The organism is Nocardia sp. NPDC005998, from assembly GCF_040614395.1.
GTDB lineage: Bacteria > Actinomycetota > Actinomycetes > Mycobacteriales > Mycobacteriaceae > Nocardia.
Genome location: NZ_JBEXUI010000036.1, coordinates 22,089 through 45,578, shown reverse-complemented (window position 1 = coordinate 45,578; position 23,490 = coordinate 22,089). Strand labels below are relative to the sequence as shown.

General features: G+C 66.0%; 23 protein-coding genes. 19 read left to right on the top strand and 4 right to left on the bottom strand.

Annotation, left to right across the window (positions count from 1 at the left end; all coding sequences use genetic code 11):
- Position 1: 1 nt before the first annotated feature.
- From ABZ293_RS33255 to ABZ293_RS33175, 17 genes are all read left to right on the top strand, one after another.
- Positions 2 to 1,000, top strand: coding sequence for a hypothetical protein (locus tag ABZ293_RS33255; RefSeq protein ID WP_355187200.1), 999 nt, complete (start codon positions 2 to 4; stop codon positions 998 to 1,000).
- A gap of 72 nt (positions 1,001 to 1,072) precedes the next feature.
- Positions 1,073 to 2,200 (top strand): glycosyltransferase family 4 protein, encoded by a 1,128-nt coding sequence (locus ABZ293_RS33250; RefSeq protein WP_355187198.1) that lies wholly within the window; start codon positions 1,073 to 1,075, stop codon positions 2,198 to 2,200.
- A gap of 203 nt (positions 2,201 to 2,403) precedes the next feature.
- Positions 2,404 to 2,787 (top strand): polyketide cyclase / dehydrase and lipid transport, encoded by a 384-nt coding sequence (locus tag ABZ293_RS33245; RefSeq protein ID WP_355187197.1) that lies wholly within the window; start codon positions 2,404 to 2,406, stop codon positions 2,785 to 2,787.
- Positions 2,788 to 2,832: 45 nt separating this feature from the next.
- Complete coding sequence (locus ABZ293_RS33240) at positions 2,833 to 3,270, top strand: SRPBCC family protein (RefSeq protein ID WP_354961070.1); 438 nt, start codon at positions 2,833 to 2,835, stop codon at positions 3,268 to 3,270.
- Positions 3,267 to 4,562, top strand: a complete 1,296-nt coding sequence (locus ABZ293_RS33235; RefSeq protein ID WP_355187264.1) for an ArsA family ATPase — start codon at positions 3,267 to 3,269, stop codon at positions 4,560 to 4,562. Before ABZ293_RS33240 ends, ABZ293_RS33235 begins: the two co-directional genes overlap by 4 nt.
- The gene (locus ABZ293_RS33230) at positions 4,559 to 5,026 is read left to right on the top strand and encodes a hypothetical protein (protein WP_355187195.1); all 468 of its coding nucleotides are present in this window, start codon (positions 4,559 to 4,561) and stop codon (positions 5,024 to 5,026) included. The genes ABZ293_RS33235 and ABZ293_RS33230 overlap by 4 nt, the downstream gene beginning before the upstream one ends.
- Positions 5,023 to 6,036, top strand: coding sequence for an ROK family protein (locus tag ABZ293_RS33225; RefSeq protein WP_355187193.1), 1,014 nt, complete (start codon positions 5,023 to 5,025; stop codon positions 6,034 to 6,036). The genes ABZ293_RS33230 and ABZ293_RS33225 overlap by 4 nt, the downstream gene beginning before the upstream one ends.
- A 134-nt stretch (positions 6,037 to 6,170) precedes the next feature.
- On the top strand, positions 6,171 to 6,896 hold the full coding sequence (locus ABZ293_RS33220; protein WP_354961067.1) for a lysophospholipid acyltransferase family protein: 726 nt from the start codon (positions 6,171 to 6,173) through the stop codon (positions 6,894 to 6,896).
- Between the two features lie 184 nt (positions 6,897 to 7,080).
- Positions 7,081 to 8,406 (top strand): hypothetical protein, encoded by a 1,326-nt coding sequence (locus ABZ293_RS33215; protein WP_355187191.1) that lies wholly within the window; start codon positions 7,081 to 7,083, stop codon positions 8,404 to 8,406.
- Between the two features lie 168 nt (positions 8,407 to 8,574).
- Positions 8,575 to 9,447, top strand: a complete 873-nt coding sequence (locus ABZ293_RS33210) for a hypothetical protein (RefSeq protein ID WP_355187189.1) — start codon at positions 8,575 to 8,577, stop codon at positions 9,445 to 9,447.
- Positions 9,448 to 9,732: 285 nt separating this feature from the next.
- Positions 9,733 to 11,358, top strand: coding sequence for a cytochrome bc complex cytochrome b subunit (locus ABZ293_RS33205; protein ID WP_355187187.1), 1,626 nt, complete (start codon positions 9,733 to 9,735; stop codon positions 11,356 to 11,358).
- Entirely contained in the window at positions 11,355 to 11,594 is a 240-nt protein-coding gene (locus tag ABZ293_RS33200) for a hypothetical protein (RefSeq protein ID WP_355187186.1), read from the top strand. The genes ABZ293_RS33205 and ABZ293_RS33200 overlap by 4 nt, the downstream gene beginning before the upstream one ends.
- A 153-nt stretch (positions 11,595 to 11,747) precedes the next feature.
- Positions 11,748 to 12,212 carry a nitroreductase/quinone reductase family protein gene (locus ABZ293_RS33195; protein ID WP_355187184.1) on the top strand — a complete coding sequence of 155 codons (465 nt, stop codon included), beginning with the start codon at positions 11,748 to 11,750 and terminating at the stop codon, positions 12,210 to 12,212.
- 73 nt (positions 12,213 to 12,285) lie between these two features.
- Positions 12,286 to 13,845, top strand: a complete 1,560-nt coding sequence (locus ABZ293_RS33190) for an alkaline phosphatase D family protein (protein ID WP_355187182.1) — start codon at positions 12,286 to 12,288, stop codon at positions 13,843 to 13,845.
- A 52-nt stretch (positions 13,846 to 13,897) separates the two neighbouring features.
- Positions 13,898 to 15,175: an FAD-binding oxidoreductase gene (locus ABZ293_RS33185; protein ID WP_355187180.1), complete on the top strand. Its 1,278-nt coding sequence runs from the start codon at positions 13,898 to 13,900 to the stop codon at positions 15,173 to 15,175.
- Between the two features lie 146 nt (positions 15,176 to 15,321).
- A complete protein-coding gene (locus ABZ293_RS33180) occupies positions 15,322 to 16,146 on the top strand; it encodes an SDR family NAD(P)-dependent oxidoreductase (protein ID WP_355187178.1) in 825 nt (274 codons plus the stop codon).
- Positions 16,147 to 16,254: 108 nt separating this feature from the next.
- On the top strand, positions 16,255 to 16,974 hold the full coding sequence (locus tag ABZ293_RS33175) for an SUKH-4 family immunity protein (RefSeq protein ID WP_355187176.1): 720 nt from the start codon (positions 16,255 to 16,257) through the stop codon (positions 16,972 to 16,974).
- A gap of 64 nt (positions 16,975 to 17,038) precedes the next feature.
- Here ABZ293_RS33175 and ABZ293_RS33170 read toward each other — a convergent pair whose 3' ends face one another.
- Complete coding sequence (locus tag ABZ293_RS33170) at positions 17,039 to 17,455, bottom strand: cytochrome c oxidase subunit 4 (protein WP_354961057.1); 417 nt, start codon at positions 17,453 to 17,455, stop codon at positions 17,039 to 17,041.
- 13 nt (positions 17,456 to 17,468) lie between these two features.
- Positions 17,469 to 18,521 carry a cytochrome c oxidase subunit II gene (locus tag ABZ293_RS33165; protein WP_355187262.1) on the bottom strand — a complete coding sequence of 351 codons (1,053 nt, stop codon included), beginning with the start codon at positions 18,519 to 18,521 and terminating at the stop codon, positions 17,469 to 17,471.
- A gap of 532 nt (positions 18,522 to 19,053) precedes the next feature.
- On the opposite strand from ABZ293_RS33165, the gene asnB reads away from it, so the two are divergent.
- Positions 19,054 to 20,997 carry an asparagine synthase (glutamine-hydrolyzing) gene (asnB, locus tag ABZ293_RS33160; RefSeq protein ID WP_355187174.1) on the top strand — a complete coding sequence of 648 codons (1,944 nt, stop codon included), beginning with the start codon at positions 19,054 to 19,056 and terminating at the stop codon, positions 20,995 to 20,997.
- Positions 20,998 to 21,091: 94 nt separating this feature from the next.
- Here the strand turns inward: asnB and ABZ293_RS33155 are convergent, their stop codons facing one another.
- Together ABZ293_RS33155 and ABZ293_RS33150 are read right to left on the bottom strand one after the other, a co-directional pair.
- Positions 21,092 to 22,060 carry a carbohydrate kinase family protein gene (locus ABZ293_RS33155; protein ID WP_355187172.1) on the bottom strand — a complete coding sequence of 323 codons (969 nt, stop codon included), beginning with the start codon at positions 22,058 to 22,060 and terminating at the stop codon, positions 21,092 to 21,094.
- A gap of 207 nt (positions 22,061 to 22,267) precedes the next feature.
- Positions 22,268 to 22,618, bottom strand: a complete 351-nt coding sequence (locus tag ABZ293_RS33150; RefSeq protein ID WP_040688522.1) for an iron-sulfur cluster assembly accessory protein — start codon at positions 22,616 to 22,618, stop codon at positions 22,268 to 22,270.
- A gap of 173 nt (positions 22,619 to 22,791) precedes the next feature.
- Here ABZ293_RS33150 and ABZ293_RS33145 point away from each other — a divergent pair, with 173 nt between their 5' ends.
- On the top strand, positions 22,792 to 23,463 hold the full coding sequence (locus tag ABZ293_RS33145; protein ID WP_355187170.1) for a DUF3043 domain-containing protein: 672 nt from the start codon (positions 22,792 to 22,794) through the stop codon (positions 23,461 to 23,463).
- Positions 23,464 to 23,490: the final 27 nt, after the last annotated feature.

Below are 23,490 nucleotides of genomic sequence, written 5' to 3'. Positions count from 1 at the left end.
TATGAGTAGCTTGCGGCGCGCCCGCACGTGGTTGTTCGTGCGGCGACGCTTCCAATTCGTGGCCACGGTCGCGATGGTGATCGTGCTGACCGGCACCTGTGGCGCATTGCTAGTGGTGCCGAATTGGGTACTGCCGAAATTGCATGCGGCCCAGCCGACTTCGATCGGCAGTGTGCGCGCCGCGGCCGATGACGATGCGCGCCTGACCGCGGTCCGCCGGACTCTCGAACCGTTCGGACAGCTCGTCACCGAACAGGTGCCGACCGGGAACGACCAGGAGTCGCTGGTCGTCGGTCATCCCGCGCAACGGGCCGAAATCGATATCCTCGCTGGCGAACTCGCCACCGCGACCACGGCCGTCACCGACGTCTGGGGTACGGGCTGGGCCCAGTCCGCGCTGGTGGTGGTCGCATCGAATCCGTCGGAGTTCGCCGCGCTGGTGCGTTCGACCAATATGCCCGCCGATGTCGCCGCGGCCTCGGTCGCCGACCCGTTCGTGCCGGGCACCCAGCCGACCGGGCAGCGTGTCGTCTTCAGCGCCGACGCCGGACGCCGCCTCGACCGCGACGGCATGCGCACGCTACTGCGTCACGAACTCACCCATATCGCGGCCCGCGCCCAGACCGTCGACGGCGCACCGCAGTGGATGCTCGAGGGCTTCGCTGAATTTGTGGCCCACCTCGGCACCGGACATCGCTTCGTCGATATCGCGCCGACGGTGGCCACCCGGATCCGTGCCGGGGATATCCCGCGCGATCTCCCGGCCGACGTCGATTTCGCCGGAACCGGCGCCGTCGCGGCCTATGAGCAGGGCTGGTCGGTCTGCGCATTCATCGCCGACAAGTTCGACCGGTCACGCCTGGTCGAGCTCTACCGCCGCATCGCCGCAGGCAAACAGGACCCGGCCAGCGAGGACCGCATCATGCGCGATGTCCTCGGCACCAGCCGCACCGATCTGGTCGCCGACTGGCGAAACTGGTTGTCGGCACACGCCGCTTGAATCGGACCGCTGCCGCACTCCCGACCCCAGAGCGCCGCAGGCGCGGCAAATCCAACACAGTAGTTTGTTCGCATGGCTCGAACTCTGCTGGTTACCAATGATTTCCCGCCGCGGCCGGGCGGTATCCAGTCGTATCTGCAGGCGTTGGCCGGTGAGCTGCCGCCCGATGACCTGGTCGTCTATGCCCCGCGGTGGCGCGGCGACAGTCATCTGAAATTCGATGCTAAGCAGAAGTTCCAGGTGGTTCGCCACCCCACCACGCTGATGCTGCCGACCCCACTGGTGCTGCGGCGCGCGGCACGGCTGCTGCGCGGCGAGAACTGCGACACCGTGTGGTTCGGTGCGGCGGCGCCGCTCGCATTGCTCTCGCCGATGCTGCGGCGCGCGGGCGCGACCCGGATTCTGGCCAGTACCCATGGACATGAGGTCGGCTGGTCGATGCTGCCGGGTGCGCGGCAGGCGCTGCGCGCGATCGGCGAGCACACCGATGTCGTCACCTATGTCAGTCGGTATACGCGCAGCCGGTTCGCCTCCGCGTTCGGACCGAATGCCGCGCTCGAATATCTGCCGCCGGGTGTGGACACCGAGGTGTTCCGGCCGGATCCGGCCGCGCGCGCGGAGCTGCGCGAGCGCTACGGCCTCGGCGATCGGCCGACAATCCTGTGCTTGTCTCGGCTGGTTCCGCGCAAGGGGCAGGACGCTTTGATCATCGCCATGCTCGAGATCCGCGACCGCATTCCCGGTGCGGTGCTCGTGGTCGCGGGCGGCGGACCGTACGAGGACAAGTTGCACGCTCTCGCTGCGGCTCTCGGTGTCGCCGAGGACGTGGTCTTCACCGGCCGGGTCCCGTCCAGCGAACTCGCCGCCCACCACACGCTGGCCGATGTGTTCGCGATGCCGAGCCGGACCCGGGGAGCCGGGCTCGATGTCGAGGGTCTCGGCATCGTGTACCTGGAGGCGTCGGCATCCGGTGTGCCGGTGGTCGCCGGGCGCTCGGGCGGTGCGCCGGAGACCGTGCTGGAGGGCAAGACCGGCCGAGTTGTCGATGGACGCAACACCACCGAGATCGCCAATGCCATCGTCGACATCCTGTCCGATCGCGACGCCGCCGCGCAGATGGGCGCGGCGGGGCGCAGCTGGGTCGAGGAGCAGTGGCGCTGGGACAGCCTGGGCGCGCGGCTGCGTCAGCTGCTGCAATAAGGTGGCGGCGGCGTAGGGTCCAAGGGGTGTTATCTATTACAGTCGGGCTGTGAGTGAGCGAAGCGAGCGAACCATGTGCCAGCGCGCCCTGCACACGGCGGAACCCAGTATTAGCGAGGTGAAGCCGTGAGAGAGCGAAGCGAGCGAGCCATGTGCCAGCGCGCCCTGCACACGGCGGAGCCGAGCGTCAGCGAGGTGAAGCCGTGAGCAGTATTCAGGTCGCAGATCAGACGTTCGTCGCTGCCCCGGGTGCCGCGGTCGCCGAGATCCTGTCGGGCACGAACAACTGGCGCCGCTGGTGGCCGGACCTCGACCTCGAGGTGCGGGAAGACCGTGCCGACAAGGGGATTCGCTGGACGGTCACCGGTGCGCTCACCGGAACGATGGAAGTTTGGCTGGAGCCCGCATTGGACGGGGTGATCCTGCACTACTTCCTGCACGCCGAACCGAAGGCGCCGACCCGCAATCCGGCCGCCGCCAATCGGGCCCGCCGGGTGGCGGGCAAGACGATGTCGTTCGAGATCAAGGCCAGACTGGAGGCGGGCCGCGCGGCGGGTGTCGCACCGGCGCACACCGCCCCCCGCTGACGCACACCACTACAGCCGAGCAGCTGAAAGGAACCGTTGTCCGCCATGGCCGACAGGACCCAGAGGTCGATCATCATCGACGCACCGTCGCAGCGGGTGATGTCCGTCATCGCCGATCTGGAGTCCTACCCGGAGTGGGTCTCGGCGGCGAAATCGGTTGAGGTACTCGAGAAAAGCCCCGACGGCCGGGTGCGTACCGCGCGCTTCGTGTTGGATGCCGGAGTCGTCAAGGACACCTACGTGCTGTCCTATACCTGGCGGCCCGACGAAAAGTCGGTCAGCTGGACGCTGGTCAGCGGCGATCTGCAGAAGGCGCAGGACGGCACCTACGAACTCATCGACCGGCCCGATGGCACCACCGAGGTGACCTACGAGCTCACCGTCGACCTGAACATCCCGATGATCGGCATGTTCAAGCGCAAGGCGGAGAAGGTGATCACCGACACCGCCCTCAAGGAACTGAAGAAACGGGTCGAAGGCTGATCACGCACAAGCCCGAGGCAGCCAGGACCCGGGTCGAACTGTTCATCGGCAAGGGCGGAGTCGGCAAGACGACATTGGCCTGCGCCACCGCGATGGCCTACGCGCGCAGTGGTCAGCGCGTGCTGGTGGCCTCGCTGGATCAGGCACATTCGCTCGGTGATGCCCTCGGCTTCCGATTTCCGCACGATCCCGGCACCGTGGCCGGGGTCGCCGGCGTGCTACCCGGAGTCGATGTGATCGAGGTCGATTCCCTTGCGCTGCTGGAGGATCGGTTCCGCGAGGTGGTGCGGATGCTGGCCACCGGAACCGGCCATGAGCACGGCATCGACCTGGCCGCGCTGGATCCGGCCGAACTGACCGGACTGCCCGGCGTGCAGGAATTGCTGATGCTGGTGGAGATCACCCAGTTCGTCCAGGAGGACGACTGGGATGTGATCGTCGTCGACTGCCCGCCGTCCGCAGATATGCTGCGCATCATCACCGCACCGGAAACCCTGCTCGGCTATGTGGAACGGGTGTGGCCGCAGCACGCGCGGGCACTGAGCACGGTCAGCACCGATCTGCGCCGCGCGGTGCTCGCCACCACGGTCGAACGAATCGTGAAGGCGGTGACCGAGGTGCGCGATCTGCTCGCCGATCACGCCCGCACCGGCGCACGGCTGATCACCGTCGCCGAACAGGTGGCCGTCGCCGAATCGGAGCGGGTGCGATCGGCCGCGGCGCTGCTCGGTCTGCGCTTGGACGCGGTGGTGGTGAACAAGGTGCTGCCCCCCGCGCCGCCGCCGACCGCACTGGAGGTCGCCTCCCATCCGGCGGTGCAGTGGTATCTGAATCGGCGCGCCGAACAGTTGGACGTGGTGAATCGACTACAACGGGGTATGGACGGAGCACGGGTGCTGATCGCCCAGCACACCGGGCCCGAACCGGTCGGACTCACCTCCCTGTCCGCACTGTCGTACGCGATGGACTCGGGCGAGCGGTTAGACACCGACCCCGCGCTGCGCGACAATCCGGCGAAGGTTCGCACAAGTTCCGGCGAGCCGGTGGTTCGATTGGAGTCGGGCACCGGTCTGCATTCGGTGTACGCGATGCGGATGCACCTGCCCGTCGTCGATGCGGCGACGCTGCGACTGGGACGAGTGGAGGACGATTTGATCGTGGGAGCGGACGGGGTCCGGCGCCGAGTGCGCCTGGCACCGGTATTGCGGCGGTGCACGGTCGATGGCGCCGAACTCGATCACGGCTATCTGGTCGTGCGTTTCCGTCCGGACCCCGAGGCGTGGCCGGCATGACCGATCCGAGCGGCGGCCACGCGGATGGCTGGCCAGGCGATGTCGATCCCGGTGACGGCCTCGGCGAATTCGCCGCGGAATTGAAACTGCTCGCGGAGGCGGTGCTGGAGCGGGTCGAGCCGGTATTGCGCCGCGCCGCCGACGGACAGCCGGACTGGTCGAGCTGCAGTTGGTGCCCGGTGTGCGCGGCGGCCGCACTGGTGCGCGGCGAGCACCACGATGTGCTCGCGGTGGTGGCCGATCACGGCACCGCCATCGTCACGGTGCTGCGCGAGGCGCTGGCCGGGGTGCCGGTCGATCCGGTCATGCCCGATGACGACGTACCGCACGATCATTCGGCCTTCGTCGAGCAGCACGGGGACGCGTCGGCATCGGCCGCGGCGAATACCCACGCACAGCACTCGACCCCGGGCGGGCGTGAGCGGGCCCGCTACGTCGGCATCCCCGTGACGATCAAGGCATGACCGCGCGAGTGGCAGATGCGCGACCGCTGACCGTCGGAATCGACGTCGGCGGCACCAATATTCGCGCATCGGTGGTCGATGGCGACGGCGAGGTGCTCGACACCTTTGTCGCGCCCACGCCGCATTCGGCGCGGGCACTGGAGAATGCGCTGGACCGGGCGGTCCGCGAGCTATGTCGCAGGCACCCGATCGGCGCGGTCGGCCTGGCGGTGGCCGGGTTCATCAACGGCGATCGCTCGGCGGTGCGCTTCGCACCGCATCTACCGTGGCAGGACGCCCCGGTCGCACAGCGGCTCACCGAACGTCTCGAACTGCCGGTGATCCTGGAGCACGACGCCAATGCCGCCATGTGGGCCGAGTACCGGTTCGGCGCGGCGGCGGGCGGACACAACTCGGTGCTGGTGGCGATCGGCACCGGCATCGGCGCGGCGCTGCTCATCGACGGCGAACTGTATCGGGGCACCCATGGCGTCGCACCGGAACTCGGACATCTGCAGGTGGTGCCGCAGGGTCGAGCTTGTCCGTGCGGTAAGCGCGGCTGTTGGGAAAGGTATTGCAGCGGAACGGCTCTGGTCGATACCGCGATCGAAATGCTGGCCACCGATCCGGTGCATTCGACGGTGCTGGCGCGTGAGGTGCTGCGCGATCCCGGCTCGCTGACCGGACGCCGGGTGGCCGGAGCGGCACAGGACGGCGACCCCCTTGCCGTGGCGGTCATGGCCGATTTCGCGCGCTGGCTCGGGCTCGGGCTGGCCTTTGTCAGCGATATTTTCGATCCCGGACTGATCGTGATCGCCGGTGGGGTAAGCAGTTCGGCCGGGCTGTTCCTGGACGAGGCCCGCGAGGAATACGCGCGGGCGATCACCGGCGCCGGCCATCGGCCGCTGGCCCGGATCCGCACCACCCAGCTCGGTGAGGCGGCGGGCATGATCGGCGCGGCGGAACTTGCCCGAGCCACCCTCGTCGACACCGGACGCGGCCGATCGTGGGTCGCACGTTCCACCCACTGAGCGGTCGGTTATCAGCACTCGAGAACATGTGGTGAGATACACCGCTCCGCTTGGATGTGATCTGTAACCGACGGTAAAGTCGGCAACTGACGGTTGTACCCGTAAACGATCCCGGCCGCGGGGGTTAGGACGCCATGCTCTACTGGATGCTGAAGTACCTGTTCCCAGGACCGTTCATGCACCTCTACAACCGTCCGACAGTCGAAGGCGTGGAACACATTCCCGCCGATGGGCCCGCCATCCTGGCCGGGAACCACCTGTCCTTCTCGGACTGGTTGTTCGCACCACTGATGAGCCCGCGCCGCATCAGCTACCTGGCCAAGGCCGAGTACTTCAACAGCCCCGGCTTCAAGGGTCGGCTGCAGAAGTTCTTCTTCAGCGCCACCGGCCAGTACCCGATCGACCGCAGCGGGGCCAGTGCGGCCGAGGACGCTCTCATCGCCGCCCGCAAACTCCTCGACAAGGGCCACCTCGTCGGCCTCTACCCCGAGGGCACCCGCTCCCCCGACGGCCGCCTCTATAAGGGCAAGACCGGTCTGGCCCGCCTCGCTCTGGAAACCGGTGTCCCCGTGATTCCGGTCGCCGTCATCGGCACCTTCGAGGTCTGCCCGCCCGGCCCGTTCCGCTGGCGCCGTCAGCAGGTCACCGTCAAATTCGGTGCCCCCATCGACTTCTCCCGCTACGAGGGCATGGGCGGCAACCGCTTCGTCGAACGCGCCGTCACCGACGAGGTCATGTACGAACTCATGCAACTCGGTGGCCAGGAATACGTGGATGTCTACGCGGCCAGCCTGAAAAAGGGTGTCCCCTCCGGCTCCGCCCCCGAGGCCACCCGCATCCCGGAGACCGCGGCCAGCTAGATCTCCCGCTCGCCACGAGCCCGGTGCCGAACGGCCCGGGCTCGTTCTGTCTCGGCCAGGTCATCGTTTGCCTACCGAACTTGATTGCCTCGCAAGGATATTCGCAATCAGCGCACTGGTCACTGGCAGCGCTTCCGCTTAGGGTGTTGGATGCTGTATTCACACCGACCGGGGGAAGCGTTCGATGTCCAACGTAGATGACCGCATCAATCTGGCCGTCGACTGGTTGGTCCGGAATATCCGTACCGACATGACGGGGGCCGCCGGATGGGGTTGGGTCCCGGATGTGCCGCCGAATCCACAGGACACCGCAGAAGTCGTGTGCGCACTGTCCGAGGTCGGTCGCAGTATTCCCGACGAGGCAGCGGTCGTCCGCCTCCTCAGGCAAGACTCCCTGGCGGAAGACACCCGTGGCCCTCGTGTCTTTCGCGCGCCGATCGATATGGCCTGGCGGCTTCGCGCGCTGCAGTGCCTCGGCTACGGCCCGACCGATCCGAGCGTGGCGGCATGCGCAGCCGCGCTTCTTGCGGAACAGGATCGCGAGACCGGTGGGTGGCGGATGAGTAGCCGGTCGGGCGCCATATCGGTGACAGCGACCGCCGAGGCGCTGCGAGCACTGGTGGGCGTCGCTACTTCGAACGGCACCCCGAACGCCGCTGCGGAGGCAGTCGGCCGCGGCACCAATTTCGTCGTCTCCGCGCTACTCGACGATGATGTGCGATTCCAGCCGCTCTACGCATCTGCACAGGCGGCAATCGTGTTGTCATTACCCGAGATCGCCGCATTCGGCGGCAAGCGAATCGAGCGCGCCCGAGAACTGGCGTGGGAGAACATACTCCGCACCCTCCGACGTGGCGGCGCTGGAGTAGAGGAAGAAATCGTCCGCCGCGGTGATGTCACCGACGCATGGCGGCATGTCTCGTTGCATTGGGCGGTCACTGCCTTGGCGTATGCGGGCGGCCGACTTGTTTTCGATCCGACCTTTCGCAAAGCGCTGAAAGATCTCCTCGACCTTCAGGACACGGCTCCCACGCTGACGACCCGCGGCGGTTTCCGAACCTCGGGTGAGGGCTTCGTCACCACCTACGCCACAACTCAGGCGGTGGAAGCTCTCGGACAACTGGGACAGACGCTCAACGAAAGAGTCAATCCGGCAAAGGTCTTCGACCTCATCTGCCGTGACGAGGGAGCCAGCCCCGCCGATCCGCAGGATGTGATCTCGGCACGCGGTCGGTCGGTGGTGATGAACAATTATGCGGGAGCGGGACTACTCGCGATCGGCGGCCCTGCAGGCTTGACCATCGCGATCATGTCGGTGGCGTTCGCCGATCACCTCGGCGATATCGGTAGTCGTGCCCTGGTCGTCTGGGGCACTTTGTTCATCGCCGTCAGTACCCACGTCTACGTCACAACACGGTTCCCGACGGTCCCGAAAGGTCGAATCGGTACCGCGGTTTTCGCCTTATTTACGGCTGTCGTGCTGCCTGTCGTTACGTTCCTACTCTCCTGACTTGTGCTCCCGCCCTGTGCCCGCTGATGTCGCATGCGGACATGAGCAACTCGCCCATGGGCGACGCTCCGGAGGGGCACAATCACGGGGGTACGTGTTCCGAGTGCGGCAACTGCGGTCATCAGGTGTTGAAAGCTGGTGCACCGCAAGACGAGCGAGGGAGCCACGGTGTCGGAGGTAGCGCCGGATCTGTTGTTATCGCTCGCGGTGGCCGCGGCGCATCAACTGGGGTATTCCTGCCGGGTGGCGAATGCCGATGACGTGATGTTGTCCGGGCCGGCGGGGGATGTCATGGTCGGGTTGACGAATTTGCGGCGGATGGCGGCGGATGAGCCGCCGGATCAGTGGCCCGCGCTGGTCGCGGATTATCTCAGTACGGGGCTGGTCGATCTGGAGGTCGATCGCGATCCGCTCGACACCGGGAATTTCGCAATGATGCGGGGACTGATCAGGACTCGGCTGTACTCGGGGCAGGGTGGGTCACCGGATGTTGTGCGCCGCGAGGTCGCACCCGGACTGATCCAGCGGGTGCTGATCGATCAGGTGCACACCATGGCGCCGGTCACCTATCAGATGCTGCGGCAGTGGCCGATCGACGAATACGACCTGTTCACCCTCGCCGAACAGAACACCCGCGCGGACGGGCCGCTGGAGGCGTTCACCCATCGGATCGATGCGCCGATGGCCGACGGTGTCGAGATCACCATGCTGAGCGGCATCTCCGACTACATCACCGCGCACGTGCGCTGGCTGGACGAGTATCCGGTGGTCGGACCGGCGGGGTCGGTATTCGCGGTGCCGTCCCAGCGCCAGATCTACGCGCATCCGGTGGCGAATCTCGACGTCGTGCGGGCCACCACGGTGCTCGCCCAGGTCGCGGTGCTCGACTACGCCCAGCGCCCGTGGCCGGTCAGCCAGGACGTCTACTGGTGGCATGACAGCACCATCGAGCTGGCCGCCACCACCGAGCACACCGGTGAAGCACTCTGCATCTACCCGTCGGACAACTTCCTCGCCGCGCTGAACGAACTCCCCTCCTGAGCCCTCGACGCCGAGATCTGCGTCACGCACCGCCCACCGAACCACCCTCCTACCAGGCCCTTTAGTTAGGGCATTCGCCCGGCACCCCCGCATCCCAACTTCTCGTATCCAGGGCTGTCACGTTTTGCGCCACCAATGCGTCTTATGCGTAGGCAGCTTCCGGCGGAGAAGGAGATGAACCATGCCTGTGCTGTTCATAGGTCATGAGGTGGCGGACGAGGGCAGCGCCGCGGCGCACGCGCCCACGCCCCCGTTCGGCCTACCCGGCTCGTACGGGATCGCGCGATGAGCTCGAAGGTGGCGCACCAGGCCGATGCGGCCGACGAGCGGTACCGCGCCGCCGCCTTCGTGAAACGCTCGATCAACAAGGTCTTTCCGACGCACTGGTCGTTCCTGCTCGGCGAGATCGCGCTGTACAGCTTCATCATTCTGCTGCTGTCGGGCGTGTATCTGACGCTGTTCTTCGAACCGTCGATGACCGAGGTTGTCTACGACGGCGCCTACCAGCCGTTGCGGGGAGTGCAGATGTCGGCTGCGTACCGCAGCACGCTGGATATCTCCTTCGACGTCCGCGGCGGGCTGTTCGTGCGGCAGGTACACCATTGGTCCGCTTTGCTTTTCACGGCGTCGATGATCATTCACATGTTCCGGATCTTCTTCACCGGCGCCTTCCGCAGGCCGCGCGAGGGCACCTGGGTGATCGGCGTGACGCTGTTGATGCTGGCGATGTTCGAGGGATTCTTCGGCTACTCGCTGCCGGACGATCTACTCTCGGGAACCGGTCTGCGCGCCGCGTTCAGCGGTATCACCATGAGCATCCCCGTGATCGGCACCTGGCTGCACTGGCTGATGTTCGGCGGTGACTTCCCGGGCACGATCATCATCCCGCGGTTGTACATCACGCATGTGCTGCTGTTTCCGGGCATCATGCTGGCGTTGATCGCCGCCCACATCGGTTTGGTGTGGTACCAGAAGCACACGCAGTTCCCCGGGCCGGCGCGCACCGAGAACAACGTCGTCGGCGCCCGGATCGTGCCGGTGTTCTCGCTGGATCAGGGCGCGTTCTTCATGTTCACCCTGGGAACGGTCGCGCTTCTCGGTGGTGTGCTGCAGATCAACCCGATCTGGAATCTGGGGCCCTACAACCCCTCTCAGGTGTCGGCGGGTTCGCAACCCGACTTCTACATGATGTGGACCGACGGCCTGGTGCGCTTGATGCCGCCGTGGGAGATCTACATCGGCGGCTACACGGTGCCCGCGGTGTTCTGGGTCGCGGTGATCATGGGGCTGGTGTTCGCGGTGCTCTATGCCTACCCGTGGATCGAGAAGCGGCTCAGCGGCGACACCGCCCAGCACAATCTGCTGCAGCGGCCGCGTGATGTGCCGGTGCGCACGGGGATCGGTGCCATGGCGATCGCGTTCTATCTGGTGCTGACTTTGGCGTGTGTCAACGACATCATCGCGCTGAAGTTCAACATCTCGCTGAATACGACGACCTGGATATTCCGTATCGGTCTGCTGACCGCGCCACCCATCGCGTATTACCTGGCGTACCGGTTCTGCATCGGTCTGCAGCGCAGTGACCGGGCGGTGCTCGAGCACGGCATCGAAACCGGCATCATCAAACGACTGCCGCACGGTGAGTACATCGAGGTGCACCAGTCGCTCGGTCCGGTCGACGAGCACGGCCATCCGGTACCCCTGCCCTACCAGGGCGCCGCGGTACCGAAGAAGATGAACAAACTGGGTTCGGCGGGCAAACCGGGCACCGGCAGCTTCCTGCGGCCCGATCCGGCTGCGGAATCCGCGCGATACGTCGAGATCGAGCATGCGGAGGAACGTAAACAGCTCGCCGTGCTACAGAAGTATCAGGACCGAATCTCCGCCGACGGTGAAAGGCATGCACCATGATGTGGCCCGAGCGCACGCAAGCGCCCGATACCGAGGACTACGGACTGCTCATCGCGGCGGCCACGGTGGCCAGCGCGACCACCGCACACGCGGTACGTGACCTGTTGCGCTATCACGGAATCCGGGCCACCACCGGCCCGGCGCACACCACCGGCCACCCCGACCGCCACCGCGTCCTCGTCTTTCCCGAGGACGCCGTCCGCGCCTACGAAATCCTCGTCGACAACACCGTCTGAGGACCTCGGGCTCGCACCACGGCCCGGACCGAGGGCCCCGAACCAACCCGGTTCGGGGCCCTCGGTCCGTTGGCGCCGCAATCGGTCGAGATAGTGATCACCGAAGTGCCATGCTGTAGGTGCATACAGTTCCGAGCCGCATAGGAGCGGATCATGAGCTTTCACAAGATTCCGGCGGGGACCAGAGGGTCCAGGCCGCCGTCACCGAATCCGGTCTACCGTCTCCTCACCCGGGCCATGGAGCGATACCACCGATTCCGCCACGACCGATTCCTCGGCATGGACCTGGTGTATCTGACCACGGTCGGCGCGAAGAGCGGCGAGGAACGTCGGGTGACGGTCAGCCGCTTTCCGACCGACGACGGTGGCTGGCTCATCGTCGCCTCCATGGGCGGCGCGATCCAGCATCCGGGCTGGTATCACAATATCGCCGCACATCCCGATCAGGTGTGGGCCGAGGTGGGCGGGACGAAGTTCCATGTGACGGCCGAACAGTTGGACGGCGAGCGGCGCGAGCGGGCCTGGCAGCAGATCACCGCCGAACAACCGCGCTATCTCGGCTACCAGAAGAAGACCGACCGGCTCATCCCGATCATCGAACTTCGACCACGCGGCTGATACCGCGCGCCTGTTGGCCGAGCAGACGGTAGGAGTTCACACGGTGTTGGACTCCCTACGCCAAGGTGGGCGAATGACTGGTTCGGACTTCGGCATCTCCCGGCGGACGCTGCTGCGCACCTCCGCCCTCGGTCTCGTCGCGGCCCCGGCGCTGGCCGCTTGTTCGAATGATGGTCCCGCACTGGTCCGTACGCGCCCGAAGCTCACGCACGGCGTCGCGGTCGGCGACCCGCGCACCGACGGTGCACTGATCTGGGCGCGCTCGGATCAGCCGGCGAAGTTGATCGTGGAGACCGCCGCCACCGAATCCTTCACCGACGCCAAACGATTCACCGGTCCGCTGCTGACCCCGGACGCCGACGGCACCGGACGGGTGCGCGTCAACGGGCTGCCCGCGGGTCAGCAGGTGCACTACCGGGTGACCCTCGAAGGCGAGGACGGCGCCACCTCCGAACCGATCACGGGCGTATTCCGCACGGTGCCAACGGGCGCGGCCGATATCCGGCTACAGTGGTCCGGCGATGTGGTCGGCCAGGGCTACGGCATCAATCCCGAACTCGGCGGCATGAAGATCTTCTCGGCCATGGCGGCGCGCGATCCGCACCTGTTCATCCACTCCGGTGATTCGATCTACGCCGATGTGCCGTTGCAGGAATCGGTAACCCTGCCCGACGGGCGGATCTGGCGCAATATCGTCTCCGAGGCGAAAAGCGCTGCCGCCCAAACGCTGGAGCAGTTCCGCGGCAACTACGCCTACAATCTGACCGACCAGAACTACCGCCGCTTCAACTCCGCGGTCGCCCAGGTGGTCCAGTGGGACGACCACGAAACCGTCAACAACTGGTACCACGGCGGCTTGGTCGCCGAGACCAAGGGCTACACCGAGCGCAGCATGGACACCCTGGCGACCCGCTCCTGGCAGGCCTTCCACGAGTGGATGCCGTTGGAGCCCAAGGATGCGGTGGACGGACGCCTCTACCGCAAGATCTCCTACGGCCCGCTGCTGGATATCTTCGTGCTGGATATGCGGACCTATAAGGACACCAACGACATCAACAATGGACCAAACGGTCGTATCTTCGGTCCGGAACAGACGAAGTGGCTGATCGAGGGGCTGCGCGATACCAAGGCCACTTGGAAGATCATCGCCAATGACCTGCCGCTCGGCCTGGTCGTCAAGGACGGTGAACAGAAAGTGATGGCCTACGAGGGCCCCGCGAACGGTGACAACGGCGCACCATCCGGCCGGGAAACCGAGATCGCCCAAGTGCTTTCGGCCATCAAAGCGAACAAGGTCGGCGGCGTGGTCTGGCTCACCGCCGATGTGCACTACACCGCGGCCCACCACTACGCGCCGGAGCGCGCCGCGTTCACCGACTTCGATGAATTCTGGGAGTTCGTCTCCGGACCGCTGAATGCCGGTGCGTTCGGCCCGAATCCGCTGGACGGCACCTTCGGTCCGGAGGCGGTATTCGTGCACGCACCCGATGTCCAGAACGCCTCACCACTGGACAGCTACCAACATTTCGGTGAGGTATTGATCGATGGCAAGTCAAGGGAACTGACGGTCAACCTCTGCGATGCGACCGGATCTGTCCTGTTCAGCCAGCGGCTCGCGCCGCCGGTTCGCTAACGGTCGAGATCGAACGAGCATCGGAGCCCGCGCTGTGGTTAGCTTTCGATCCATGAGCACGCCGCACACTGTCGCCGCCGAAGAATATCTACCTCGTGACACCGCGGATGTCGTTCGTACTGTGCGGAATTCACGCGGTCGAGTGGAAAGCCTCATGGTGCGTGGCGGCGAACCGATCGACGACGGTCTTTCGCTACCCGATCCGCGCACGGTGGTGTCGCTGCGCAAGATGAACGCCGTACTCGATATCAACCTCGGCAGACGCACCGTGCGCGTGCAGGCTGGCGCCAAACTGTCCGATATCGATCGCCGCCTCGGCGCACACGGGCTCGGTCTGCCGATCATCGGCGACCACCGCGATATCACCGCTGGCGGTTTCGCCTCGGTCGGCGGCGTGAGCACGGCATCGCACAAGTACGGCATGTTCATCGATCGGATCGTGGATCTCGAGTACGTCGATCCGGACGGACGCATCGGCACCTGTGGACGCAACCACCACACCGAGCGCTTCCACCGGATCCTGGGCGCGGGCGGGCGCGCGGGCATCATCACCGCGCTCACCCTGGATGTGATCGATATCGATAAGGATCACACCTGGCTCACCACCGACGCCGACCGGTTCCTCGACTTCGACTCCTTCGTCGAACACGCCTACGCCGAAATCGCCCGGCCGGGCAATGCCGCACTGCAGGTCGGTCGCTGGGTCGATACCGCGCCGCTGAAGGTGTCGCGGCCGGTGGGCACCGGACATGTGCAGTTGGGGACCGTGCGCTTCGGGCAGTGGTCGAGCCTGTATCCGACCACCCCGACCCGATCGCTGCGCGCGCGTCGTGAGGTCGGCTCCAAGACCAGGAAGTCGCTGGGCGCCATCGCCTCTGCGGCGGGCGGGCGCGCGGGCGCACCCGTGCGCAATGCCGCCGCGGGCGCACTCATGTTCGCCCCGAAGGTGCTGACGCTGCGCGATGCCGAGTACCTCGCCGATACCGTGATCAGCTCCTCGGAGCGCGGCCCCGCCTACCGAGTCGCGATCTTCGCGCCGCTGTCGACCTACACCTCGGTCTTCTACCGACTGCACGACCTGTTTGCCGGACACCGGGAACGGACCGGCTGCTTCACCGTGATCTCCGCGATGACCTACGGCGTGCGCTCGAACTACCTGCGCGAGGAGGCACAGGCGCGCGGGCTGTCGGTCGAGGATCATGGTCTGATCACCTTCACCTGTCGTTTGCGGCCATCGGCGCTGCCCTCAGAACTGTTGCGTGACATCGTCACCGGAATCGATGAGATCTGCGTTTCCGAACGCGCCCTGCGGTACGACTCCGCGGATTAGACTGTGTCGCGCCGCATATAGTCGCCAGCAAATAGCTTCATCGCCCATCGGCGGCACTGCTATTTGCTGGCGTCAGCGGTCGACTTCGACACTGTCGGCGGGGTGTCGATGCGTTGGTTCAGCCCATCTAGGTGAAGGTTGCTCTGATGCTCGAATTCCGGCCCGCCCCGGCCCGGCTGCCCGACCGTAAGCGGCAGCGTCCCGAATCCATCGAGGGCCTGCGGGTGCTCGTGACCGACGCCTGCTCGGATATCGGCCGCGCCACCGCCGACCTACTGGCCCAACATGGCGCTCAACTGCTACTCGTCGCCCGACGCGGGGACCGACTCGTGGCCGCCTGCAATCAGATTGCCGATGCGGGCGGTCATGCCGGGTGGTTCCGCTGCGATATCTCCGCGCTCGACGATGTCGACCAGCTCGTGCACTGGGTACTGACCGAATTCGGCACCGTGGACGTGCTGATCAACAATGCGGGCCGGCCGGTGCGTCGACCGGTATCGCAATCGCTGGACCGTTTCCGTGACTACCAGCGCATGATGGCCACCAACTACTTCGGCCCGCTGCGCCTGACCCTCGGGCTGTTGCCAGCCATGCTGGATTCCGGTTCGGGGCACGTGATCAATGTCGGCCCGTGGAGTCTGAATACCGGTGCCGCACCGAATTTCGCCTCTTACGCCAGTTCCCAGGCCGCCTGGACCACCTTCGGGCAGTGCGCGGACGCCGAATTGTCGCCACGCGGTATCCAGGTGACCAGCGTCCGGTATCCGGCCGTCCAACCCGAATCCGGCACCATCGCACACTACGTCGCCGAACCCGCGCTGGAGCCCACCGACGCCGCCCGGCTCATCGAAACGGCCATCCGCACCCGCCCGGCCCATCTCGAACCCCGCTTCGCCCGCACGCTGCGCGGGCTGGCGGGAGTGGCGCCGCGCTCCACCAGCCGCCTGCTCGCCCGCCTCGCCTCGTTGTAGCCCATGCTGCGTGGGCGGCCTCCGCCCACAAACCGCCTGGCCGCGTCGTAGCCACGCCTGCGGCTCAGGAGCAGCCGGAATTGCTGGGCAAACGGGTAGACATATGTCGTGGACACTGTTGAGAAGCGATTGGGACTCGTGCTGCGGGCTCCGGTCGACTCGCTGGTTGCCGACGATCGGGTGCGGATGCCGGACAGCGTTGCCAGGTGGAACCTGCCGGAGCACGATCGGGCCGCATTGCGTGCCTGGGGAATGCCCAGCGATATGCCGATGGCGGCTGATCCACAGTTCGGGGTCGAGCCGGAATTGACCCCGACCATCGCCAGCGACCTGGAGCGCCGGTTGCTCACCGCGGATCGACGCCTCTATCGACTGGGTCGGTGGGGACGGCACCCGCTCACCCTGATCGGGGCGCTCGCCGGTGACGGGACAGTGTTCGGGCTGAGGGAGACACCGCTCTCGACCACCGATCTGCCGCCGGTGATGCCGGACCGATACCCGGACCTCAACCCCACCGTCGCCTATCTCAACTCCTCGGTGGCCCGGTTCCTCGAGGTCGCCTGGCGGTGGCGAGCCGCCAGCCGGATCCTGCGGGAATTGACCGAAACCGAACCGCCATTTCCGGGAACCCGCATCGCGCTGACCGAACGAGGCGAGGACGCCGATGCCATCCACGCGGCGTACCTCGAGGAATGCGAGCAGGTTTGGGAACGTACCGACGTCGATATAGCGGCGGTGCTGGCCGCCATGGCGGAGATCGACAATTTGACCGGACCCGATGGGCGCGAATCGCTCTGGGTGGAGCTGATCAACAGCTTCCCCAGCTGAGCACCAGAAAACGCCGAAGCGCCCCACCGGAATCCGGCAGGGCGCTTCGGAAAGAGCTACTCGCTCAGTGCTTCTCCGGGCCGAGGTAGTACTCGAAGACCAGACCGGCGGCCGCACCGAGGATGCAGACCACGCCGATGCCGATCAGCCAGAACTGGAAGAAGGCCAGGCCCAGTGCGGTGATGGAGCCCGCCGCGGCCAGCGTGATGGGCCAGAAGCTGCCGGGCGAGAAGAAGCCCAGGTCGCCCGCGCCGTCCACGATCTCGGCGTCCTCGTAGTCCTCCGGACGCAGGTCGAGGCGCCGCGCGACGAATCGGAAGTAGGTGCCGATGATCAGCGACAGACCGGCGGTCAGCACCGTCGCGGTGGTGCCAGCCCATTCGACACCGGTCCGCGACTGGCCGGTGAAGTAGCCGTACACGATCGCCACGATCACAAAGAACACCGTGAGCAGTTCGAAAATCCGCGCTTCGATCTTCATATCAGATCAGTCCTCACTTGCTCTCTGCCGCGGCCGCGCTCTTGGTGTCGCGCTTGGTGTTGAACGGCTGGGTGGAGGTGGCGACCGGGGATTCACCGATGGACTCGAGCGCCTCGGCGTTGGTCTTGCCCGCCTTGCGCGCATCAATGTACTTGGTGAACTTCTCCGGCGACACCGCACGGACCTCGAAGTTCATCATCGAATGGAAGGTGCCGCACATCTCGGCGCAGCGGCCGACGAACGCGCCCTCCTTCTCGATCTTGGTGATCTGGAAGACGTTATCGGAGTGGTTTTCCTTCGGGTTCGGCATCACGTCCCGCTTGAACAGGAACTCCGGCACCCAGAAGGCGTGCACCACGTCGGCGGCGGCCAGCTGGAATTCGATGATCTTGCCGGTCGGCAGCACGAGCACCGGAATCTCGGTGCTGGAGCCGACGGTCTCGACCTTGTCGTAGTGCAGGTAGGACAGGATGTCGTTCTCCGGCTTGCCGTGCACCGGGCCCGGCTGCGGGTGACCGTCCTTGGTCCGCTCCTTGTACTCCTCGAGCTGTTCCTGGTTGGCGTCCTCGCGGGCCTTATCGATGCCATCGAAGCGGAAGCCGTCCTTGAAGTCGACATTGCGGTAGCCGAACTTCCAGTTCCACTGGAAGGCGGTCACGTCGACGGTCACGTCCGGGTTGGCGACCTTCTCGTGCACGTAGTTCTGTACGACCACGGTGAAGTAGAACAGCACCGCGATGATGACGAACGGCACGGCGGTGTAGGTCAGCTCCAGCGGCACGTTGTAACCGGTCTGGCGCGGGAACTCCGGGGAGTCCTTCTTCTTACGGTGGAAGGTGACGGTCCAGAAGGTCAGACCCCACACCAGCACACCCATCGCCAATGCCGCGATGACCGACCATGTCCACAGTTCCCGCATCCGGGTCGCCTGCGGCGTGACACCCGAGGGCCAGCCGAATCGCAGCCAAACATTGTCGATCGAGCAGCCCGAGACGAGCATCGCGGTGATCCCCAAGGACACCGCCAAGCCGACCCGCCGAAGGATGCGGCCCTGCCGACCCTTCACGGGTCGTGCCCCGATCTCTTCGCTCGCCTTGTGCGCCACGCTCACGCCTTCCTGGTCGCCACACATTCCGACAGTGCACCGCCCGGGTTGCGATCGCCCGGCGGTACGTCTTAAGCACGTTTCAGGGCATTCCGGTCGGCCCGCTCGCTTCGGCGCACGATCCACCTAAGAATGTCCTGAGTACTACGCAGCGTAGACCAAACCGGCGCCCCGTTTGACGTCGGGTCGGATTCGACACTCCACCGATCCCGAGGCGGGTCCGGTCACCCAGACATCGTCGCAGTACAGCGCGTGCCCCGCGACCAGAACCGGAACGTGCGACGTAGGCGGGCACAACATTTCGGATGGCAGATACGAGGGCGTCTCCGGGGACCGGTGATCGCGAACGATCCAGTGGCGCGACACACGAATCCGCCCGGTGCGGCATACTCGGACACGAGATTTCGCCCTGTGCGCCCACCACTGTCGGGCGCAGCCACCCAGTGATTCGGGCCAGTGCCCGTACCAAGTAGGAAACGAGGTTGCCGACGCCGTGTGTGGACTGCTCGGATTTCTGACATCTGATGCGGCAACCGACGACGTCGTGGAGCGGGTGTACAACGCCCTGCACTGCGTGCGCCATCGCGGCCCGGACGAGCGCGGCACCTGGCACGACGATCATGTGATCTACGGCTTCAACCGCCTGTCGATCATCGATATCGAGCATTCGCACCAGCCGCTGCGCTGGGGTCCGGCCGAGAATCGGGAGCGCTACGCGCTCACCTTCAACGGCGAGATCTACAACTACATCGAGATCCGCGCGGAGCTCGCGAAGGCGCATGCCGAGGAGTTCCCGGACGGCAAGATCTTCGAAACCGAGGGCGACGGCGAGGCGATCGTCGCAGCCTTCCACTACTGGGGTCCGGAGGCCGTGCGCAAGCTGCGCGGCATGTTCGCGTTCGCGATCTGGGATACCCAGACCCAGGAGTTGTTCCTGGCGCGCGATCCGTTCGGCATCAAGCCCCTGTTCCTGGCGACCGGCCCCGGCGGGACCGCGTTCGGCAGTGAGAAGAAGAGCCTGTTGGAGCTGCTGCCCGCGCTCGGGCTCTCCGATGCTTTGGATCCGCGGGCGCTGGAGCACTACACCGTGCTGCAGTACGTGCCGGAACCGGAGACGCTGCACAAGGACATCCGCCGCCTGGAATCCGGGCACTACGCGACCGTGCGGGCGGGCGAGGCGCCGCAGATCACCCGCTACTTCGCCCCGCAGTTCAAGGTCCGGGCCTTCGCTCCCGGCTCGGCGGCCGCCCGCTACCGGGAGATCGCCGAGGCGCTGGAGGACTCCGTCGCCAAGCATATGCGCGCGGATGTGACCGTCGGCTCATTCCTGTCCGGCGGTATCGACTCCACCGCGGTCGCGGCGCTGGCCATGCGGCACAACCCGAAGCTGATCACCTTCACCACCGGCTTCGAACGTGAGGGCTACTCCGAGGTCGATGTGGCGGCCGAGAGCGCGGAGGCGATCGGCGCGCGGCATATCGTGAAGGTGGTCTCCCCCGCCGAATTCGCCGCGGCGATCCCCGAAATCGTCTGGTACCTGGACGATCCGGTGGCCGACCCGGCGCTGGTGCCGCTGTACTTCGTGGCCAAGGAGGCGCGCAAGCACGTCAAGGTGGTGCTCTCGGGTGAGGGCGCGGACGAGCTGTTCGGCGGGTACACGATCTACCGGGAACCATTGTCGCTCAAGCCCTTCGAATATCTGCCGCGCGGGGTCCGCAAGCTGGCGGGCCGGCTATCGGAGCGGATTCCGGACGGTACGCGCGGTAAGAGCCTGCTGCACCGCGGCTCACGCACCCTCGAGGAGCGCTACTACGGCAACGCGCGCAGCTTCAGCGACGCGCAGTTGCGTGCGGTGCTGCGGGAATTCCGGCCGGAGTGGACCCATCAGGACGTCACCGCGCCGATCTACGCGCAGTCGCGCGGCTGGGATCCGGTGGCGCGCATGCAGCATCTGGATCTCTACACCTGGCTGCGCGGCGACATCCTGGTCAAGGCCGACAAGATGACCATGGCGAATTCGCTGGAGCTGCGGGTGCCGTTCCTGGACTCCGAGGTGCTGAAGGTGGCCGAACAGCTGCCCTACGAGCAGAAGATCACCAAGGAGACCACCAAATACGCACTGCGCCAAGCGCTGGAGGGCATCGTCCCGCCGCATGTGCTGCACCGCGCGAAGCTGGGTTTCCCGGTCCCGCTGCGGCATTGGCTGCGCGGCACCGAACTCTACGACTGGGCCCACCTGCAGATCGCCGAATCGCAGACCGATCACCTGCTCGACAAGGGCGCGATCAAGGGCATGCTCGAAGACCACCGCGCAGGCCGCGGCGACCACAGCCGCCGCCTCTGGACCCTGCTCGTCTTCATGGTCTGGCACGGCATCTTCGTCGAACACCGCATCACCCCTGATATCCAGGAACCGGTCTACCCCGTTTCGCTCTAGTCACTGCCGCGCGCGAATCGGCGTGCGGCGCAACGTAAACGGCCGCACCCACCTTCGTGGTGGATGCGGCCGTTCGGCGAGCGGTCCAGGAAGGTCAGAGCAGGGGCTTGATGTCGGCGGCGGCCTCGGGGCCGTAGGCGGCGGTGAGGCGTTCGAGGGCATCGTCCTTGTTGAGGGTCCACTCCTGGGTGCCCATGGTCTCGAGGACGAGAACCGCGATGAGGGAACCCAATTGGGCGGAGCGCTCCAGGGAGAGTCCGGCGGTGTGGCCGGTGAGGAAGCCCGCGCGGAAGGCGTCGCCGACGCCGGTGGGCTCGACCTTGTTCACCTCGGGGACCACGCCGACGATCACCTCGGTGCCGTCGCGGTCGACGATCTGCACGCCGTCCTTGCCGAGTGTGGTGACGCGGATGCCGACCTTGCGCGCGACCTCCTCTTCGCTCAGACCGGTTTTCTGCAGCAGCAGCGCCCACTCGTACTTATTGGTGAAAAGGTATGCGGCGCCGTCGATCAATTGGACGGACTGATCGCCGTCGAGGCGGGCCAGCTGCTGGGACGGGTCGGCGGCGAACGGGATGCCGAGTTCGCGGCATTCGGCGGTGTGCCGCAGCATGGCCTCGGGATCATTGGCACCGATGAGCACCAGGTCGAGCGTGTGCTCCTCGGCGAGTTCACCGATCGAGATATCCCGGGCCTCGCTCATCGCCCCTGGGTAGAACGAGGCGATCTGGGCCATATCGTCATCGGTCGTGCAGACGAAGCGCGCGGTATGCGCCCGCTCGGAGATCTTGACGGTGGAGCAATCGACGCCGTTCTTTTCCAGCCAGGCGCGGTACTCCCCGAAATCCGCGCCGACCGCGCCGACGAGCAGCGGTGTGCGGTTCAGAACGCCCATGGCATAGGCGATATTGCCCGCGACCCCGCCCTTGCGGATCTGCAGATCATCGACGAGGAAGCTCACCGATACATGGTCGAGCTGATCGGCCAGCAGCGCGTCGGCGAACCTTCCAGGGAAGCGCATGAGATGGTCGGTCGCAATGGACGCGGACACGGCGATAGACACGAAGCTGAGCCCTTCGGTAGGCGGCTAGACGGTGAAGACTCGGAAAACTAGGTCCCCGTCTTTACCGTACCTTCCCGTCTCCCCGGATACGCCTGCCCGCCGCTGCCAATATTCAGCCGAACAGCGCGTGTCGCACGATTCTCATCGTGGACGAGCGGTCAGCAGATCGCCGGGTCGCGGACGGACCCGGCGATCGACTTTCGGAGATCAGTTGAAGGAGTCGCCGCAGGCGCAGGAACCCGTTGCGTTCGGGTTGTCGATCGTGAAGCCCTGCTTCTCGATGGTGTCGACGAAGTCGATCGAGGCGCCCTGCACGTACGGCGCGCTCATCCGGTCGACGGCCAGCTTGACCCCGCCGAAGTCGACGGTCAGGTCACCGTCGAGTGAGCGATCGTCGAAGAAGAGCTGATAGCGCAGGCCGGCACAGCCGCCCGGCTGCACGGCGATACGCAGGGCGAGGTCGTCGCGACCCTCTTGATCCAGCAGCGCCTTCGCCTTGCTGGCAGCGGCGTCGGTCAGAGTCACACCGTGGGTGGTCGTCTCGTCTTGCACAGTCATGAACTCTCCTCAGGACAGCTGTGTTCAACCCGTGAACAGCGCACGGCTCGTGGCTGTCAACACCACTCAGCGGGCTGTTATTCCCCCATCTTGCCACCACCGGACCCGACCGTGGACACAACCTCCCACCGACCACATTTCCGGCTGCATAGTGCATCGAATAGCCTGGTCGCGTGAAATTGTTCCGTCGCGGCGAGTCCAGCACCACCGACGAGAGCGCCGACCAGACGGCGGGCTCGGACGGCGGCTCGACCGCAGTCTCCATCTCGAAAGCGGCCACCGCCACCGAAGGCAAGGGCCGCCCCACCCCGAAACGTCGTGACGCCCAAGGCAAGCGGCGTGGTCCGGTCGCCCCCGCACCGCTCACCGCGAAGGAGGCGCGCGCCCGACGCAAGGCCACGCGCGGCAACCGCGAGGAGCGCAAGGCGGCGTCGGCCGAGCGCCGTTTGGCCGCCCAGGATCGGCGCGCCAGGATGCTCGCTGGCGAGGACAAGTACCTGCTGCCCCGTGACCAGGGTCCGGTGCGGGCGTACACACGTGACATCGTCGACGCCCGGCGCAACCTGGTCGGGCTGTTCATGCCGATGGCTCTGGTGCTGATCCTGTCGATGTTCGTGGCGCCCGCACTGCAGACCATTGTGACGTTGGCGATGCTGGTGATGATGGTGTTCATGATCGCCGAGGGGTTCCTGCTCGGCCGGATCGTCAACGGACGGGTGCGGGAGCGCTTCCCGGACAGCACCGATACCGGGTACAAGCTGGGCTGGTATGCCTTCGTCCGCGCCTCACAGATTCGCAAGATGCGGGCGCCCAAGCCGCGCGTCGGCCCCGGCGACGCGGTCTAGCTCCCATCAGTCCCGACAGCCGCACCC

Coding starts and splice junctions, on each gene's coding strand:
- ABZ293_RS33195 (WP_355187184.1), top strand. CDS start 11,748: ATGAGCTTTCACAAGATTCCGGCGGGGACCAGAGGGTCCAGGCCGCCG.
- ABZ293_RS33250 (WP_355187198.1), top strand. CDS start 1,073: ATGGCTCGAACTCTGCTGGTTACCAATGATTTCCCGCCGCGGCCGGGC.
- ABZ293_RS33255 (WP_355187200.1), top strand. CDS start 2: ATGAGTAGCTTGCGGCGCGCCCGCACGTGGTTGTTCGTGCGGCGACGC.
- ABZ293_RS33215 (WP_355187191.1), top strand. CDS start 7,081: ATGTCCAACGTAGATGACCGCATCAATCTGGCCGTCGACTGGTTGGTC.
- ABZ293_RS33185 (WP_355187180.1), top strand. CDS start 13,898: ATGAGCACGCCGCACACTGTCGCCGCCGAAGAATATCTACCTCGTGAC.
- ABZ293_RS33220 (WP_354961067.1), top strand. CDS start 6,171: ATGCTCTACTGGATGCTGAAGTACCTGTTCCCAGGACCGTTCATGCAC.
- ABZ293_RS33190 (WP_355187182.1), top strand. CDS start 12,286: ATGACTGGTTCGGACTTCGGCATCTCCCGGCGGACGCTGCTGCGCACC.
- ABZ293_RS33205 (WP_355187187.1), top strand. CDS start 9,733: ATGAGCTCGAAGGTGGCGCACCAGGCCGATGCGGCCGACGAGCGGTAC.
- ABZ293_RS33230 (WP_355187195.1), top strand. CDS start 4,559: ATGACCGATCCGAGCGGCGGCCACGCGGATGGCTGGCCAGGCGATGTC.
- ABZ293_RS33180 (WP_355187178.1), top strand. CDS start 15,322: ATGCTCGAATTCCGGCCCGCCCCGGCCCGGCTGCCCGACCGTAAGCGG.
- ABZ293_RS33240 (WP_354961070.1), top strand. CDS start 2,833: ATGGCCGACAGGACCCAGAGGTCGATCATCATCGACGCACCGTCGCAG.
- ABZ293_RS33225 (WP_355187193.1), top strand. CDS start 5,023: ATGACCGCGCGAGTGGCAGATGCGCGACCGCTGACCGTCGGAATCGAC.
- ABZ293_RS33170 (WP_354961057.1), bottom strand. CDS start 17,455: ATGAAGATCGAAGCGCGGATTTTCGAACTGCTCACGGTGTTCTTTGTG.
- ABZ293_RS33150 (WP_040688522.1), bottom strand. CDS start 22,618: ATGACTGTGCAAGACGAGACGACCACCCACGGTGTGACTCTGACCGAC.
- ABZ293_RS33200 (WP_355187186.1), top strand. CDS start 11,355: ATGATGTGGCCCGAGCGCACGCAAGCGCCCGATACCGAGGACTACGGA.